Raw genomic sequence first — 17,472 nt, 5'->3', positions numbered from 1 at the left:
GCGAAAGCTCGCCTCTTCGCACAGCGAAGCGCCCGGATCCGTCGACCGTGACAGACCCGGGCAGTCCGCTTGCGGCACCGGCCGCGCCGTGGGCGTGCTTGGCCGCAGGGCGTAGGACGTGAGGTCCCGCTGCCTGGCCTCCGCGCGCGCCACGGCGCCGCCGGTGGTGTTTACCTCATTGCGCCTGCCGTGCGTACGGCGCGACGGCGATCCGGTCGATCAGTGGTGCGTAGCGGGAGCGGAGCGGAACGCCGGGGAAGGTGTCCGAGGCGTAGGTGGTGCCGTCGAAGTTCGGCAGTTCCTCGGAGCGGAAGGCGATCGTGTTCTGTCCCTTCTTCAGACGGACCGGGACGGTCACCTCCCAGAAGTTGTTCTGGTGGAAGCTGTGCGGGAAGCCGACCCGCTGTTTGTCACCGCCGTTGACGCTGACGTCGGCGTGGCGGGCGAGCGGGTCCGGGTTGTAGTGGGTGGCCTCGGCCTGCTCCGGGTTGGAGTAGCGGATGCGCAGCGCGTACAGACCGGTCCGGTCGGCAGCGACGGTGAACGTCGCGGTGTTGCCGTTGCCCGGCTCGCCGCCGATGCCGGTGATCGCCGTGCCGTCGGTGGCCAGCGAGAGCGGGGTGAGCGTGGCCGAGCCGACGAGCTTGGCGTCGCCGGCCTCGTACGTCCGCGCCTTGAGCGTGCCCTCCGTCGGCGTGACCGTGAGGCGGTCGACGAGGGTGGTGGACGAACCTCCGGTCAGTGTCACCTTGTTGATGCCGCCCGAGAGGGAGACCGCCGTACTGCTTCTGCCCTTGGACAGGCGCAGGACGTCGTGTCCGTTGACGGAGAGCCGGGCGCCCGAGCCGCTCAGGGCACCGGCCTGGAGCGTGGCCTCGCGGTCGGCGGGGGAGTAGACCCAGAACGTGGCGGTCCCGTTCTTCGGGAGCCGGACCGCGCCCGAGCCGGTGGCCGGAACTCCGGCCTGCTTCGGCAGCTCGTAGACGGGCTGCGCCCCGCCGCCGAGCCACGCCAGCTCGCCCTCGTACACCTGGGTGGCGGCCGACGCCTTGGGGAGGGAGAGGGTGAGGCGGTCGACGATGGCGTCGCCCTTCGTGGCGCGTTTGCCGTCGGCGCTCTTCGCGGCGATCGTGAGGGTGTGCTTGCCCTTGGTGAGCTGGACCTTGGTGTCGGCGTGGTCCCAGACCACCCACTTGTAGCCCAGCGGCAGGTACAGCTCCTGCTCGCTGTCCGTTTTGCCGTCCACGCGCAGGAAGACGTTGGTGGGGCCCTGCTCCTTCACCTTGTCGAAGCTGTTGAGGGAGTTGGCGAAGACGCTCAGGTCGTAGGCGCCGTCCTCGGGCACGTCCACGGTGACGTCGAGGGTGACGTCCGAGCCGGTGCGCAGGCCGCCCACGTCGTACCCGCCGGACGTGTAGAACTTCGACACGTCGCTGGGCGAGCCCTCCGGTCCGTTCTTCGCGTAGTCGGAGCCGGTGTGGGCGGCATCCTCCGCCTCGTACGAGCCCTGCCAGCGCACGGGCGGGGACTGCGTGCCCTTCGCCTTGCCGGCCGGGCTGAGGACGATCTCGTACGCCGAGGACTCCTTCAGCTTCGGCAGCCCGCCGTCGCCGAAGTCGACGACGACCTTGCCGTCGTCACCGATCCTCAGGTTCTTCTCGGAGAGCAGCTTCGGACCGGCGGAGTCGCCCACCTGACCGCTCCACTCGATCTCCCGCACCCAGGCGTGCACGCGGTCCCCGAAGAGCTTCTTCGGGACGCCCGCGAAGGTGATGTGGCCCTTTCCGTCGGAGCCGCCGAAGATCAGCCGGGCCTGCCGCTTCTTCTCGTCGAGTGTGCCGACGCCCTGCATGGTGTAGTTCTCGCCCGGGAACGGCGGGGTCACCCGCACCGTGTGTCCGCTCATGGAGGCGTACGAGTTCAGCAGCCACCACTGGCCGTTGCCGCGGTTGGACTGCACCGCGGAGTCGGAGAGGTTGCCGTCGATGTTCCAGTACGCGATGTCGGCGTCCACCTTGGACTCCTCGATCGCGGACACCCACTGGATCATCTGCCCGGGCACCGAGGTGTGGTAGTTGAAGGCGTACTCGTTGATGTTGACCGGGAGCTGCGTGCCCTCACGGTTGGTTCCCTTGAACAGCTCCTTCTCCCAGGTCCGGTACTCGGCGACGCTCTCGCGAACCGCTTCCGGGTGGCTCAGCTCGTGCCAGGTGATGACCTCGGGGAGGGTGCCGGCGGCCAGGGCGTGGGCGAGGAAGCCCTTCACCTGGTCGTACAGGACGCTGGTGTTGGGGCCGGCGATGCGGGCGGCTGGCATCTTGCTCTTGATGAGTTTGTACGCGTCGTCCCAGGCGGCGAAGTAGTCGTCCGGGTCGTTGAGCCAGCTGACCTTGTTGTAGCTCCACTCGCCGGTGCCGAACATGTTGCCCTCGGGCTCGTTGAACGGCACGAAGACGATGTTGTCCTGGTACTGCTCAGGCAGCTTCAGGACCTGGTCGACCTGGACCGCGATCTTCTCCTTGTAGAGCTTGAGCTTCTCCTCGGGGGTGTCGCCCGGCCACTGGTACGGGAAGCCGCGGTGGATGTCGGTCATGTAGATGTACACGTCACCGTTGGTGGAGTCGGCCAGCGGCTTGACCACCTCCAGCGCGTCGGCACCGGGGTGCTGCGGGCCGTCCTGCGCCTTGGTGGAGACCGTGCGCAGGCCCATGCCCTCGATGAGGTTGTTGGTCGGTACGTCCGGTCCGTACACGCCGTAGAGCGTGCCGGAGGCGCCGCCGTGGAAGGCGCCGGTGTCCGAGCCGAGGTCGACGGTGAGCTGTCCCTCGCGGACCACGGTGACGGTCGCCTTCACCGCGTGCCCGGCCGCGGTTCCGGCCACCGTGAACGTGCCGGGCCGGGCGTACTTGTCGGAGGGTACGGCGTCCCAGGTGACCGGCGTGTCACGGTCGTAGCCGTCGGAGAAGGTGGCGCGGACGGTGGCGGGGAGGGACGGAGCGGTCCCGGACGTGGTCCGGGCCTCGAAGGACGTCCGCGAGAGCTCCCGGAGGGTGGGCAGGGGCCCGACCGTACCGGCCACCTGCTCGGGGCTGAGTGCCGAGTGCCACACGGTGAAGTCGTCGACCGCGCCCTTGAGCAGCGGATCCGGATAGAACGACTTGCCGATGTACCCGGCGGCGGAGGCCGAACCGTCCAGCAGATCATGGGCCTTGACGTTGGTCTTCGAGGACGAGACCGCCACGCCGTCGAGGTAGGTGGTGACCCGGCCGGCGGAGGTGTCGAGGGTGACGGTGATGGTCCGCCACTGGTCGGCGGGGAGCTGCGCGTAGCCGCGGACCTGTGCCTCCGCGCCGCCTCCGCCGGTGGTCACGGAGGTCTGCAGCAGTCCGTTTCCGTTGTGCGGGGTGGTGAAGAGGTACTTGGTGGTGTCGGTGCCCAGATCGAAGACCCGCTGCCAGGGCGACTGGTCGTCGCTCCACTTGACGCGGGCGGAGACCGTCAGGTCCGTTGCGTCCCCGAGCACTTCACGGGGCAGGCGGACGTACGCGCCGTTGGAGTCGGGCGCGCCGCCGGGCAGGGCGAGCGCCTTGCCTCCGTCCGTGCCCTCGACGGGCCGGGCGGTGGAGCCGTTCACCAGGCTCGCCGTCAGGCCGTTGCCGGAGCTGTCGGTGATCCTGCCCGAGGCGAACTCGTCCTGGTCGAAGGTGTAACGGGCGGCGGGCTGGGGTGCCTCGGCCGCTTGTGCGGAGACGGCCGGTGCGGCCAGCAGGCCCGCGCCGAGGGTCAGTGCCACGGCGGCGGCATGGGCTCGGCGCCGGGCGGATCTGTCAGCGGGTGGCATGGACTCGTCCTCATCCTTGAGTGAGCGGTTTCGGGTCGCCCGCCTCGGGCGGCTCAGCCCTGACTGAGCGCTGGTGCCTGACGGTGGGCCATCTCTGCCCGGCCCGGCCCGGCCGGCGGTCGGTGGAGTGAGCACCGGGGCCGGGACGGCAGTCGCCCGCGGGCGTCGTCCTTCGTCACGCAGGGCTCAGTCATGCAGGGCCTCCCTCGGTTCCGTACCGCCCGGATGGTGGAAGGGGAGTGTGTCGAACCGGTTCGATCCAGATGTACGGCAGAGGTGAGGTGCTTCTTGAACGGTGCTTCTTGAACGTGGCAGGGATGGTGGCTCTGCGTTTCGGCGGGTCCGCGGAGAGGGGCGCGGCTGTTGGAAGGATCGCTTCCTCGAACCGGTTCGGCGAAGCTAGCACCGGGGGAACCTGGCCGACAATCCCTCCGACGCCAGGTCTCGTAGCCGTTTCCGTGAGGTTGCGGAAGTGCGGTCCGAGGTGTTGACAGCCGTTCGGGTTGTTTCTACCGTCACTTCACGCGAACCGGTTCGACGACCGGTAGCCGTCCCTGCCTCTATTCCAGCCCCACGCGACCAGTGAGTGGTTCTTCTCGGAGAATGTCGAACCGGTTCGAGCTAAGGAGTCGCCGTGAACATCGGTGAGATCGCCCGGCGGGCCGGTGTCTCGCGGAGCACCGTGTCCTACGCGCTGAGCGGCAAGCGCCCGGTTTCGGACGACACCCGCCGGAAGATCCAGCGGGTCGTCGACGAGCTGGGCTACCGGCCCAGCGCCAGTGCGCGGGCACTGGCCAACGGACGGACCAGCACCCTCGGTCTGGTCTTCCCGCCGGCCGGCAACCACTACACCGGCATGCAACTGGACTTCATCGGCAGTGTGGTGGAGGCCGCCGCGTCCTACGACTACGACGTGCTGCTGTCTCCCAGCGGTGCGGACAGCGACCGCTCCTTCCAGCGGCTGCTGGCGGAGCGGCGGGTGGACGGTGCGATCCTGATGGAGATCAGGCTGGCGGACGACCGGGTCGACCACCTCACCGCGGTGGGCTTCCCGTCTGTCGCCATCGGCCGCACCGCCCACCCGGAGGCCGGCTGGTGGGTGGGCCTGGACCACACCGCGCTGGCGGCGGCGTGTGTCCACCATCTCGCCGACCTGGGCCACCGCCGTGTCGCCTTCGTCAACCGGCCCGAGCAACTGCTGCGGGCCGGATACGAGTCGGCCCACCGCGGCCTGGAGGGGTTCACCAAGGCCGCGGCCGAGCGCGGGCTGACGGTCCGGACCTACTGCTGCGGCGACGACGCCGCCTCGGGCCAGGCATGTCTGGAGCGGATCCTGCACGACGACCCGGCCACCACCGCCCTGGTCACGCTCAACGAGGCCGCGCTGGGCGGACTCTACCGCGGGCTGGCCCAGGCCGGCCGGCATGTGCCGCGCGACTTCTCCGTCACCGGGGTGGTGGCCGGCCGCTGGGCGGAGACGGTGACCCCGCAGCTCACCGCGGCGGACGTGCCCGCGGAACAGCTGGGCCGCCTCGCCGTCGAGCTGCTGGCCGAGAGGCTCGACCATCCCGACGCGCCTCCCCGTCACCATCTCCTCGTACCACCCATTTCCCTGCGGGCCAGCACCGGGCCCGCAGGGGCCACGCCCACGGGGGACGCCGCACCCGACACGACGCCCTGACCGCACGCCACGACGAGTCCCTCTCCTCCTCGCTCATCCCATGGGGCCCTCGGACGGCTCACCAACCGCTCAATACCGCCGTTCGGCGTGCCCGCCCCCTCGCGCCCCTCGTCCTGGGCACCCGCATGCCAAAAACAAAGGAACCCGCGATGAACACCTTCTCCAGAGGCCGCCGCCTGAGCGCCGCAGCCCTGACAGCCCTGGCTGTTGCCGCCAGTGCCACCGCCTGCGGATCCGGTTCGGGCAGCAGCGGCTCGAAGGCCGCCGACGGCGGCACGTACACGATCTGGGACCCCTACCCGCAGTTCGCCGAAGGCTCGGCCTGGACGAAGCTGCTGGACGCCTGTGGCGCCAAGGCCGGTGTGAAGGTCAAGCGGACCGGCTTCGACACCAGTGACCTGGCGAACAAGACGCTGCTGGCGGCGCAGCAGGGCAACTCCCCGGACGCCCTCATCGTCGACAACCCGGTGGTGTCGACCCTGGCCGAGGCCGGCGTGCTCACCACGACCGACGACACCAAGCTCGACACCTCGGCCGTGGATCCGAACCTGCTCGCGGCAGGCCAGTCGGACGGCAAGACGTACGGCACGCCGATCGGCGCCAACACCCTTGCCGTCTACTACAACAAGAAGGTGCTGAAGGAGGCCGGGGTGGACGTCGCCTCGGTCAAGGACTGGCCGTCGCTGACGGCGGCGCTGGCCAAGGTGAAGCAGGCGGGCAAGAAGGGCATCACGTTCTCGGCGATCGGCACGGAGGAGGGCAGCTTCCAGTTCCTGCCCTGGTTCTGGGGTGCGGGCGCCGAGCTGACGCAACTCGACTCCGACCAGGCAGTCTCCGCCCTGACGCTGTGGAAGGACTGGCTGGGTAAGGGCTACGCCCCGAACTCGGTGCTCAACAACACCCAGACGACCAGCTGGCAGGAGTTCGCGAGCGGCGACTACGCGTTCGCCGAGAACGGCACCTGGCAGCTCGCGAATGCCAAGAAAGCGGGCTTCGACTACGGGGTCATACCTGTCCCCGCCGCCTCCGGGGGCAACGCCGCGGCCCCGACGGGCGGCGAGTTCGTCACCATCCCGGTCCAGGACTCCACCGGCCGCTACGCCACCTCACAGAAGCTGGTGACGTGCCTGACCAGCACGAAGAATCTGTACGACACCGACACCACCCTGTCCTACGTAGCCCCCACCACCGAGATCCAGGACAGGCAGGTGGCCGCGAACGCCCAGCTGAAGCCCTGGGTCGCGGCGGTCAAGGCGGCCAAGGGCCGCACCAGTGACGATCTCGGCACCAAGTACCCGAAGATCTCGGAGCAGTTGTGGAAGGCGGTCCAGTCCGCGCTCAGCGGGTCCACGTCGCCGAAGGACGCGCTGTCCGCAGCCCAGTCCGCGGTCAAGTAACCGGCAGTCAAGGTCCGTTGATGAGCCACACGACGCAAGTGCCGCACAGGCGGCCCGTGCACGACCCCGGCGGTGCGGCCCCCGTCGCATCCCGCCGGGCACGGCGCCGCCCCACCTCACAGCAGTGGGCCGCCTGGGGATTCCTGGCCCCGGTGACCCTCTACCTCGCTCTCTTCTACGCCTATCCGCTCTACCGCAACATCGACCTGAGCCTGCGCAACTACACCGTCCGCTCCTTCGTCCAGGGCGACGCCCCGTTCACGGGCCTGAAGAACTACCGGACCGTCTTCGACGACCCGGCCTTCGCACCGGCGCTGCTGCACACCGTGGTGTTCACCGCCGTGTGCCTGGCCTTCCAGTACGCCATCGGCCTGGCGCTCGCGGTCTTCTTCAACCAGAACTTCCGGCTCTCCGCCACCCTGCGTGCCCTGTTCCTGGTGCCGTGGCTGCTGCCGCTGATCGTGTCGGCGTCCACCTGGTCGTGGATGCTCAACAGCGACTCCGGCATCGTCAACGCCGCCCTGCACGTCCTCGGTGTCGGCCCGGTGAACTGGCTGACCTCACCGTCGTGGTCACTCACCTCGGTGATCATCGCAAACGTCTGGATCGGCATCCCGTTCAACCTGGTCGTCCTGTACAGCGGCCTGCAGGCCATCCCCGCCAGCCTGTACGAGGCGGCCGCGCTGGACGGCACGAACGCCTGGCAGCGCTTCCGGCACATCACCTTCCCGCTGCTGCGCCCGGTCTCCGCCATCACCCTGCTGCTGGGGCTGGTCTACACGCTGAAGGTCTTCGACATCATCTGGATCATGACCAAGGGCGGCCCTGCCGACTCCTCCACCACCTTCGCCACCTGGTCGTACCAGCTCGGCTTCGGCAACCTGCTGCCGGCCTTCGGCCCCGGAGCGGCCGTCGGCAACCTGCTGGTCGTCGCCGCCCTGGTCTTCGGGCTGGTCTACGCCCGGGTGCAGCGAAAGCAGGCGCTGTCATGAACCGACGCACCAGCCACGCGTGGTGGAAGACGGCAATCGGCCTGCTGCTGACCTCGATCATGCTCTTCCCGGTCTACTGGATGCTCAACGTGTCCTTCACTCCCGACCAGGACATGCGCAAGAGCCCGCCGGACCTGTTCCCCGCCAACGGCACCCTGGACGGCTACCGGGCCGTCCTCGACCAGCAGTTGCCCTACCTCGGCACCAGCCTCGCCGTCGCCCTGGGCACCGTCGTCCTGACCGTGGCCCTGTCCGCCCCGGCCGGCTACGCGCTGGCCAAGCTGCGCCCGCGCGGCGGCGGCGCCCTCAGCTTCGTCCTGCTGACCGCCCAGATGATTCCCGGCATCATCATGGCGATGGGCTTCTACGCCATCTATCTCAGCCTCGGCCTGCTCCAGTCCGTTCCCGGCCTGATCGTCGCCGACTCCACTCTGGCCGTCCCCTTCGCGGTGCTCATCTTCACCGCGTTCATGTCCGGGATCCCCGGCGAACTGCTCCAGGCCGCGACGGTGGACGGCGCCGGGACCTGGCGCACCTTCCGGTCGATCGTCCTGCCGATGAGCCGCAACGCCGTCGTCACGGTGTCCCTGTTCGCGTTCCTGTGGTCCTGGTCCGACTTCGTCTTCGCCAGCACCCTGGTCAACGGCGGCGCCCACGAGCCGATCACCCTCGGCATCTACCACTACATCGGCAACAACAACCAGGAGTGGAACGCCATCATGGCGACCGCCGTCGTGGCCTCACTGCCGGCCGCGGTCATCCTCGTCCTCGCCCAACGCTACGTCTCGGCCGGTGTGACCACCGGTGCCGTCAAGGACTGACGCGCCATCACCACTTCGTCGATCAGCACCCCTTGAAGAAACGAGTCACGCCTCCATGACCGCCGCCTCGCCCGGTCCGGCCTTCTCCGTCCACGACATCCCGTTCAGCGCGCACGGTTCCTGGTTCGACATCTCGCCCGTGGTGGCGGAGAAGACCTACGCCGAGGACCTCCACCTCGTCTCCCACCAGAACGGCATGCACCCGGTGCTGCGCCTGGTCCCGCTCGACGCGGCGACGGGCGCCCGGGCCGAGACCCGCGTCGAGGCGACACCTGGTCTGCTGAGCTGGATCGACGCGGCCGACCGCGTCGACCTCGCCTACGAGTCGCCGGACACCGTTCGCCTGCGCGGGAGCGGACTGGACCTCAGCATCTGCGCAGCAGCACAGGCCCTGACGCCCTTCAGCGGCACGTACTTCTTCCACGACCCGGGCGTCGACGCGCACGTGTTCACCTCGTACGAGACCGGGCGCCGCTACCGGGTCACCGTACTGTCAGGGACCGTCGCCGACACCTCCGGCACACAGGCCCTGGGCAGCGCCGACCGCAGCCTCACCGTCGCCGCGGACGCGGACGGCACCTGGGAGATCGCGGTTGAGGAACTCGACACCGCCCGCCCGCCCTACACTTCGTCGGCGGCCTTCGGCAAGATCGTGGAGAGCGCGCAGAACGCCTTCGCCGACTTCGCGGACGCGGTAGCCCCGTGGCGCTCGTCCGCCACGCCGGCCGCCGAACTCGCCGCCTATGTCGTGTGGTCCGCGACCGTACGCCCGGCAGGGCTGGTCACCCGGCCCGCGGTCCTCATGTCCAAGCACTGGATGGACAAGGTCTGGAGCTGGGACCACTGCTTCAACGCCCTGGCCCTGGCGCCCGGATGCCCCGAACTGGCCCGGGACCAGTTCCTGCTGCCCTTCGACCACCAGGACGGGGCCGGTGCCTTGCCCGACTCGGTCACCCACTCCGAGGTCCTCCACAACTTCGTCAAACCGCCCATCCACGGCTGGGCCTTCCGCCTCCTGCGCCGCCGGCTGCCCGAACCACTCGGCCGGGAGGAGCTGGCCGCGACATACCGCGGACTGAAGCACTGGACCGAGTTCTGGCTCACCATGCGGCGCGCACCCGGCGCCGAACTGCCCCACTACCAGCACGGCAACGACAGCGGCTGGGACAACGCGACCACCTTCGATCCGGAGCGCGTCGTCATCACCGCCGAACTGGCCGCCTTCCTCATCCTCCAGCTCCACGAACTTGCCGAACTGGCGGCGGAATTGGGGCACACCGACGATGCGCTCCGCTGGACGCGGGCGGCCCGGGAAACCCAGGCGGCGATGCTCGACCGGCTCTGGACCGGCGACCGGTTCGTCACCCAAGGGGTCGACAGCGGAGACACCTGGACCAGCTCCAGCCTGCTCGACCTGATGCCCATCGCCCTCGGGGAACATCTGCCGCAGGACATCAGCGCCGTACTGGCCGACCGGATCGAGGCCCACCTGACCCCGTACGGCCTCGCCACCGAACTGCCCGCCTCGCCGCACTACCTCTCCGATGGCTACTGGCGCGGTCCCATCTGGGCCCCCTCCACGGTCCTCGTCGAGGACGGCCTGCGCCGAGCGGGCCACCACGGACTGGCGGACGAGATCAGCGCCCGCTTCCGCGCCCTGTGCGAAACCCATGGCTTCGCCGAGAACTTCGACGCCCTGACGGGCAGGGGACTGCGCGACCGCGCCTACACCTGGACCGCCAGCAGCTATCTCATCCTCGCCGAACACCACGTACGCGGAGACCGCCACTGACCCTGGACCGCACACGCAGACGTTCGGCTGGGAGTGCGGTGCTCCATCCGCGGGTCGACGCGAGCGAGTACCGCAATGTCTCCTCCACCATCAAGGCTGCCTTCAACGACGCCTTCCACCACAGCTCACTCGGCCGCTGCACGCGCGAAGGCGACCTGGATACCTCCGGCGCGACGCAGGCCGCGCGGGCGCTCGCACCGGACGAAGGCCTGGTGCTTCAGCCGACGGTCAGCGTCCGTCGCGCGAGAGCCCAGACCATCAGAGCGATGGCGAACAGGACGGCGGCGCCGGTCATCACCAGGGACCATCCTCCGGCCCCCCACAGGGCGGCCGCGAGCGCGGAGCCGATCGTTCCGCCAATGAAGTTGCCGGTGACGAACGCGGTGTTCAGTCGGCTGCGGCTGTGCTCCGCTGGCGCATCGAGCACGACTACCGGGAGATGAAACAGGCCCTGGGACTTGCCCACTTCGAAGGCCGCACCTGGAACGGCTGGCACCACCACGTCACCCTCGGCTCCGTCGCGCACGCCTTCTGCACACTCCAACGACTGGCCAAGGCCCCCAAAGACACGGCGCCGGCCTGAGCCTCTACCAAGTCGTCCGCGAGCTACAGACACTCCTCGCCCTCTGGACCGGCGCCTGCCCCACCTGCCACCGCGACATACCCACCCCAATGCGAACCTGACCAGGCACTACTAGCGGCGTCGGGCGAGCGCGCGAGTCAGCCGTTCGAGGCCTTCGGTGAGCGGGTCGGTCGGGCCGCCGAAGCCGATCCGGACATGTCCGGGAGCGCCGAAACACGATCCCGGGATGACCAGCACGCCGCACGTCTGGAACAGCTCTTCGCAGAACGCGTCGGTTTCGGTGAACGGCAGCAGTCGGGGGAAGGCCGCGACGCCGCCCGTGGGCGGGACGAGTGACACCTGCTCGGGATGGGCGTCCGCCCAGGCGCGCAGGAGGTCGCGGTTGGTCCTCGCCCGTTTCAGGCGCGGCTCGATGAACGCGTCCGCGTTCTTCAGCACGCCCAGCGCCAGCAGTTCGACGAGCGGGGACACGTGCAGCGTGGTGTAGTCGCGGATGCGCACGCACTCCGTGAGCAGCTCGCGTGGCCCGACGCACCAGCCGAAGCGCAGCCCCGGCAGCCCGAACGCCTTGGAGAACGTGCCGAAGCTGACCCCGCGCCCGTAGCGCGACGAGACCGGGGGCAGGGGTTCGGTGTCGTAGGTGAGCGGAGCGAACGCCGCGTCCCACAGCACATGGGCGCCGACACCGTCGGCGATCTCGACCAGCCGGGTCTGCTCGGCGACCGTGATCGAGACCCCGGTCGGGTTCTGCGGGAAGTTGACGATGATCGCCTTGGTGCGTTCGGTCACCAGTTGGGCCAGCTCGTCCAGGGACGGCTGCCAGTCGCGGCCCGGATCCAGCCGCCAGGTCCGGACCGTGCAGCCCAGCCCGGCGGCGAACTCGACCAGCAGATGGTAGCCGGGCTGGACCGCGACGACCTCGTCACCGGGCTCCAGGAGGGCCATGAGGACGAGTGAGATCGCCTCGCCCGACCCGCTCGTCGTCATGACCCGCTCCGGGTCGGCCTCGCCCCAGTGCCCGGCGACGGCCGAGCGGACCGCCGGGGCGCCGAGGGAGTAACCGTCGTCGAACATCAGGGTGTCGATCTCGTCGTGGCCCACTCCCGTCATGGCACGCAGTTCCGCCATGGAGTAGGACGAGACGCCACTCGAACTGATGTCGATCTCCGCGGTGAAGTAGTAGTCGCGGAGCCAGTCCTCCAGAGGTGCCGCCTTGGGCCGCACGCCTACCAGCGCCATTCGCGCTGCCCGAGCAGGTGCTCGGCCTTGACACTGTGGTCCGCGCTCCAGGCCATGAACTCCTCTATCTGCCGCAGTTGGTAGGAGTCCTCGTTGTAGCTGGTGGCCATGACGTGCCCCAGCCACTCCTCCTCGCCCATCGCGTAGATGTACGCCTCCGACGCGCCCAGTTCCGTCACGATCGCACCCGCCTGCGCCGCGTTCGATCCGGAGAGCTTGCGCGAGTCGCTCATCTTCTTGGTCACCGGCTTGGTCAGCAGCGCCTGGTAGAGCCAGGTCAGCGGGGCGCCGTCACACTCCATGCCCAGGAACGCCATGTCGGCCGCGCCGAGGTGGGAGCGGACGTAGCGGTAGAGCGTCGGGTCGATGCCCGACGAGTCGGCGCCGACGAAGATCCTGCGGCCGGCCAGCTCGACCCAGTAGGTGGACTTGCCGCGTATGTCGAGGTCGGCGTGCTCGCCGAGGAACGGCGTCGCGGTGACCCTGCCGCCGGGGAACTCGACCTCGGTGAAATCGTCCACCTCCGTCACGGGAAAGCCGAGGTGTTCGAGGTAGAGCCCGAGCGACGGGTCGCACAGATTGCCCCGGGACGACCGCGGCACGACGACCGTGCCGACCCGGCCGCGCAGCTGCAGCAGTGTCTCCAGCACGATGTGGTCCTGGTGGCCGTGTGTGATCAGCACCAGGTCGGCGTGGTCGGGCAGGTCGTCGTAGGTGTACCGGCCGCCGGCGTCACTGTCGGCGCTGATGAACGGGTCGGTGATGATCGACGCTTCCGGGGTCTGCAGCACCAGACAGGCATGCCCGAAGTAGCGGATACGGCCGCCCGAACCGATGTGCCGGTCCTCGTTCAGACTGCTCTCGGAGCTCAGCAGACCGTCGAGCAGGGCGAACTGCGCCTCGTCCGTCAGCTCCAGTGCCTCCCGCAGCCTCTCCGCCGTCGTCGGCCGGACCCGGGCCCGGAAGAGTTCCTGGAGACCCGGGTGACGGAACGGAATCGGCAGGTCGAGGACGTCCGGTGACCGCAGCCTGGGCGTGCTCAGGATGAACGGGCGCTCATGTCCGGGCTCGATCGACAGCTGTACGGACTGCCGGTCCTCCATGAAGGCGTCGCTCTTGTAGGTGAGCGGCTCGATGAAGCGCAGCGACGCCTGGTTGTCGGTGTCGTAGGCGATCTCGACCAGCCCGTTCAGCTCCGGCGGCAGCTTTGGGTAGAGCGGGGTCAGGGCGAACCCGCCGGCCTCTTGCCGGACCAGGTCCTCGGCCTCCGCGACGGCCTCGGCGAACCGCAGCATCGGCGCCCGGTCGCGCTTGATCGACGCCAGCAGATCACGGATGTCCTTGACCCGCTCCTCGGGGATGTTGACGAAATAGCCGCCGCGCAGCTCGGGATTGCCGCCGGCCGCGATGTGCACCTGCGGTGACTGCAGGTACGACTCGAGCATCGGCACCTGGAGGAAGGCGAGGTTCATCGAGGCCTGCACGGGAGCCACGGTGTGGTGCCAGGCGTAGAACCTGTCGACCAGCGGCTCAATGATCGCTTTCGAGCGGAGAAAACGTGGCACGTCACTCATGCGGGTGTCCCTTGTCGAGAGCTGGACTACGAGCTGGACTACGTCGGGGCCGGCCGCTCAGCCGACGGCGGTTCGGACATCGGCGGACGTGTGCGCCGCCCGGAACTTCCGTATGTCGCTCGTGAGGTTGAGCCGCTTCAGCCATCGGTCGGTGCCGTCATGGCGGGCCTTGAACGGCTTCCGGCCGTGCACGACGCGGAAGTTGTCCAGGAAGCAGAAGTCACCGCTCTCCAGCTTCAGATCGAACATGACCTCGTCCATCTGCCGGACGAGCACGTCCAGTGCCTCCCCTGCCTCGTCGTCGCCCTCGCGAACGGCCATGAAGTAGGGGTCTGCCCTGATGTAGGGACGGTTCGGGTCACCGAACAGGACAGCCACCGGATCCGGATTGCGCTGGAGGTTCTCGATGTCCTCGAACGGGCCGGGCACCGAGTTGTTCTTGGCCAGGTGGGACTCGTCGGGATGGATGATGAACCGCTCCTGGGAGAGCACCGCCCGGGCCTCGTCCGGGAGGTCCAGCGCGTCGGCGTACCCCACCGTGGTCGCCGCCGCGTAGGGGTTGCGCAGACAGGCGAAGGCCAGGAAGTCGCCGCGCATCGGGTGGAAGGCGTCCTCGGTGTGCCAGGTCAGCAATGCCTCGCTGCTCGACCCCAGCTGCTCGTGCTCATGACCCGCGATGGGCACGACGTCGTGGATCAGCCGCCCGTTCTGCTGGGTCGCCCAGCTGAACGGGTCGCCGAGCAGTGAGCCGCACAGCAGCAGGAACAGCTCCTCACGACGGGCGTGCGACCGCTCCGACCCGTCCCGCCAGTGCGCGGGTGTCGAACCGAGCCGCTCCTGGTCCACCTCGTACCCCGAGATGCACAGCACTCCGGACAGCCACTCGCGCCGGAAGGCGTCGAGGTGCAGCCGGATCCGGGTGGGCAGCCGGTGCGCGAGCACGGTGGCGCGGTGCAGCACCTCCTCCTGGTCGAGCCGGTCGACATCCTCCTCGAACTCGTCCAGTAACTCCCGTATCGCGTGCAGTTCCACCGCATCGATTTTCAGCCTGTCCATGCTGAACGTCCTCTCCGTACCCAGACTTCGACGATCGAATATCCCCAGATGCGCCAGCGAGATCAACTCTCCGGCCCGGTCGAAAAGGAGTTGGTCGGGGCGATCCCCGACCGCGATCCTTCGACACCGACATCCGCACAGATCTCTGCCATGTGCTCTGCGCTGCCAAGCACGCAATTTCGTGCTCTTCACCGGGCGATGGCTGCTTTCCGCGAACAACACCGCCAGTCAGAGGTGGAGCTGATACGTTCCGTTATCCGCCTCTTTTTCGTGTGCGTTGGACATATTCACATGGCCGGTTCGGTCCGACAACTGTTCGTGCGAGTGCCGCGACGGGGGTGCTCAGGCGTCACAGGACCGACGCAGCCACCAGGGGATCACCGGGCCGGCCCGCGCCATGTCTCCCTCGTACGGGGGAGAGTGCCGTCCCTCGCACGAGGGGCGAGGCAGCCGCCTCGCGGGGGATCTCCGCGCGGGCCCTGGCTGCCATACTTACCGCCATGGAGCGCGCGGACGTCCCACGTCGTCGGTGGGCCGTCAACAGACAGCGGATCGGTCGGCTCCCGACCCGGCACGTCGTCGCCGTGGCGCTCCTGGCGTCGCTCGCGATGGCGGAGCTCGCCGTGCGCCTGCTGCCGGGCAGCGCTTCGACCGTACCCGCCGCCACGAGCGGGTCGTCCGGGGGCGACGCCACGGTGCAGCTCGTGCTGGGGCTGCTCGCACTGCTGTTGCTGTGTCTGTCCGCGACGCTGCCGGTATTGCTGACCCGACCGGTCCCGGCCGTCGTGGTGGTCACGGTGGCGAACGTCGTGTCCTTCACCCTCCTGGAGGCCGTCACCCTCGCGGGCCTGCTCGCCCAGCTGATCTGCGCCTACCGGCTGGGCCGGGCCGGACCCGAACTGCTGGCCGTCGCCGTCGACCTGCCTTTCCTCGTCCTCGCGCTCGCGGGTCCCGCCGCTACGGGGTTCCGCGTCCACGCGGTGGCACTGGCGGCACTGGTGCCGGTGGCGGCGCTGGCGGGCACGGCACGCCGGGCCCGCCACGAGGCCCAGGAGAACAGCGCGAACCGCCGCGCCATCGAGGGCACGCTGCTCGAGCACACCGCGCGCGGCGAACGGGCCCGGATCGCCCGGGAGTTGCACGACGTGGTGGCCCACCACATCTCCATGATCTCGGTACAGGCCGAGACGGCACGGATGGCCACCCCCGGCATGCCCGCCGAGGGCGCCAAGCGGTTGCTGGGGATCGGCGACACCGCCCGCGCCGCGCTCACGGAGATGCGGCGCCTGCTCGGTGTGCTGCGCGAGGACACCAGCCGCGACAGCGGCACCCGGCACCCGCAGCCCGGCCTGGAGCAGCTGAACGAGCTGATCGACGAGGCCAGGGACGCTTCCGGGGGCGTCATGCGGTTCATCATGCGCGGCTCACCCGAGGCGCTCGATCCGGGGGTCGAACTCGCGGCCTACCGGATCGTCCAGGAAGCCCTCACCAACGCCCGCAGGCACGCGCCTGGCGCCGCGGTCGACGTGGAACTGCACTTCACCGACGACATCCTGTGGCTACGCGTCCGCGACAACGGGCCGGGGGGTGCGCCCGCGACCCCGTCAGGCGGCCACGGGCTGCTCGGCATGCGGGAGCGCGCGGCGTCCGTCGGCGGCTCGGTCCGCACCGGTCAGGCGGCGGCGGGTGGGTTCCTCGTCGAAGCCAGCCTGCCCGCCAAGACAGAAGGGCCTTGATGAGCGACCCCTTGACGCCGGTCCGGATCGTCATCGCCGACGACCACCCGGTCGTCCGCACCGGCTTCGCCGCGGTGCTGGACACCCAGCCGGACTTCACGGTGATCGAGACAGCCCCGGACGGTGCCGAGGCGGTGCGGATCTGTCGCGAACTGACGCCGGACATCGTGCTGATGGACATCCGTATGCCGGGTGTGGACGGCATCGAGGCCACCCGGGAGCTCACCTCGGACGGCACCGGCGGGCCACGCGTCCTCATCCTGACGACCTTCGACCTGGACGAGTACGTCTATGACGCCCTGCGCGCGGGTGCCAGCGGCTTCCTGCTCAAGGACGTCAGCGCGGAGCGGCTGTTCGACGCCGTACGGATCATCGCGGCCGGCGACGCGCTGCTGGCCCCCGCCGTCACCCGCCGGCTCATCAGGGAGTTCGTCCAGCTGAAGCCCGAGCCCGCCGACACGAGGTTCGTGAACGCGCTCGCCGAGCTCACCCCCAGGGAGACGCAGGTGCTGCGGCTGGTCGCGGCCGGCCTGTCCAACCTCGAGATCGTGGCCCGGCTGGCCGTCACCGAGGAGACCGTCAAAACGCACGTCAGCCACATCCTCGCCAAACTGGGCCTGCGCGACCGTACGCAGGCGGTCATCGCCGCGTACGAGGCAGGTCTGATCGTGCCAGGCTCCTGGGAACAGGGCCGATGAGCTGAGAACAGAGCCCATCAGCAAGGTGTTCAACTGCGGTGGAGCGGCAGTTGATTGCAGTG

The 17,472-nt window shown here is 69.2% G+C and carries 12 protein-coding genes and 1 pseudogene; 8 read left to right on the top strand and 5 right to left on the bottom strand.

Features of this window, described 5'->3' with window-relative positions:
* Positions 1-175: 175 nt before the first annotated feature.
* Positions 176-3,841 carry a LamG-like jellyroll fold domain-containing protein gene (locus AB0D14_RS28590; protein WP_362784567.1) on the bottom strand — a complete coding sequence of 1,222 codons (3,666 nt, stop codon included), beginning with the start codon at positions 3,839-3,841 and terminating at the stop codon, positions 176-178.
* A 634-nt stretch (positions 3,842-4,475) separates the two neighbouring features.
* On the opposite strand from AB0D14_RS28590, the gene AB0D14_RS28585 reads away from it, so the two are divergent.
* From AB0D14_RS28585 to AB0D14_RS28565, 5 genes are all read left to right on the top strand, one after another.
* Positions 4,476-5,522 (top strand): LacI family DNA-binding transcriptional regulator, encoded by a 1,047-nt coding sequence (locus AB0D14_RS28585; protein ID WP_362784564.1) that lies wholly within the window; start codon positions 4,476-4,478, stop codon positions 5,520-5,522.
* Positions 5,523-5,671: 149 nt separating this feature from the next.
* Positions 5,672-6,919, top strand: a complete 1,248-nt coding sequence (locus AB0D14_RS28580; RefSeq protein WP_362784561.1) for an extracellular solute-binding protein — start codon at positions 5,672-5,674, stop codon at positions 6,917-6,919.
* A gap of 20 nt (positions 6,920-6,939) precedes the next feature.
* Positions 6,940-7,911 carry a sugar ABC transporter permease gene (locus AB0D14_RS28575; protein WP_362784558.1) on the top strand — a complete coding sequence of 324 codons (972 nt, stop codon included), beginning with the start codon at positions 6,940-6,942 and terminating at the stop codon, positions 7,909-7,911.
* The gene (locus AB0D14_RS28570) at positions 7,908-8,732 is read left to right on the top strand and encodes a carbohydrate ABC transporter permease (protein WP_362784555.1); all 825 of its coding nucleotides are present in this window, start codon (positions 7,908-7,910) and stop codon (positions 8,730-8,732) included. Before AB0D14_RS28575 ends, AB0D14_RS28570 begins: the two co-directional genes overlap by 4 nt.
* Before the next feature lie 55 nt (positions 8,733-8,787).
* Positions 8,788-10,524: a trehalase family glycosidase gene (locus AB0D14_RS28565; protein ID WP_362784552.1), complete on the top strand. Its 1,737-nt coding sequence runs from the start codon at positions 8,788-8,790 to the stop codon at positions 10,522-10,524.
* Between the two features lie 217 nt (positions 10,525-10,741).
* Here the strand turns inward: AB0D14_RS28565 and AB0D14_RS28560 are convergent, their stop codons facing one another.
* Entirely contained in the window at positions 10,742-10,951 is a 210-nt protein-coding gene (locus tag AB0D14_RS28560) for a hypothetical protein (protein ID WP_362784550.1), read from the bottom strand.
* Here AB0D14_RS28560 and AB0D14_RS28555 point away from each other — a divergent pair.
* Positions 10,925-11,107 (top strand): annotated as a pseudogene (locus tag AB0D14_RS28555) (IS701 family transposase); the annotation flags it as partial. The gene AB0D14_RS28560 and the pseudogene AB0D14_RS28555 sit on opposite strands and share 27 nt — an antisense overlap.
* A gap of 111 nt (positions 11,108-11,218) precedes the next feature.
* On the opposite strand, the gene vioD reads toward AB0D14_RS28555, so the two are convergent.
* Genes vioD through gntD form a run of 3 tightly spaced genes read right to left on the bottom strand, consistent with a single transcriptional unit; the run spans position 11,219 to position 14,976 of the window.
* Entirely contained in the window at positions 11,219-12,346 is a 1,128-nt protein-coding gene (vioD, locus tag AB0D14_RS28550) for a capreomycidine synthase (RefSeq protein ID WP_362784547.1), read from the bottom strand.
* Positions 12,334-13,920: an MBL fold metallo-hydrolase gene (locus AB0D14_RS28545; protein ID WP_362784545.1), complete on the bottom strand. Its 1,587-nt coding sequence runs from the start codon at positions 13,918-13,920 to the stop codon at positions 12,334-12,336. Before AB0D14_RS28545 ends, vioD begins: the two co-directional genes overlap by 13 nt.
* 57 nt (positions 13,921-13,977) lie before the next feature.
* Positions 13,978-14,976: a guanitoxin biosynthesis L-enduracididine beta-hydroxylase GntD gene (gntD, locus tag AB0D14_RS28540; RefSeq protein ID WP_362784542.1), complete on the bottom strand. Its 999-nt coding sequence runs from the start codon at positions 14,974-14,976 to the stop codon at positions 13,978-13,980.
* Positions 14,977-15,476: 500 nt separating this feature from the next.
* Here gntD and AB0D14_RS28535 point away from each other — a divergent pair, with 500 nt between their 5' ends.
* Together AB0D14_RS28535 and AB0D14_RS28530 are read left to right on the top strand one after the other, a co-directional pair.
* Positions 15,477-16,712, top strand: a complete 1,236-nt coding sequence (locus AB0D14_RS28535) for a sensor histidine kinase (RefSeq protein ID WP_362784540.1) — start codon at positions 15,477-15,479, stop codon at positions 16,710-16,712.
* Positions 16,712-17,410, top strand: a complete 699-nt coding sequence (locus AB0D14_RS28530; RefSeq protein ID WP_362784538.1) for a response regulator transcription factor — start codon at positions 16,712-16,714, stop codon at positions 17,408-17,410. The genes AB0D14_RS28535 and AB0D14_RS28530 overlap by 1 nt, the downstream gene beginning before the upstream one ends.
* Positions 17,411-17,472 lie beyond the last annotated feature (62 nt).

This window comes from Streptomyces sp. NPDC048484 (genome assembly GCF_040651415.1).
GTDB lineage: Bacteria > Actinomycetota > Actinomycetes > Streptomycetales > Streptomycetaceae > Streptomyces.
Note: the sequence above shows the minus strand (reverse complement) of the source record. Positions and strands in the feature narration are given on the sequence as shown.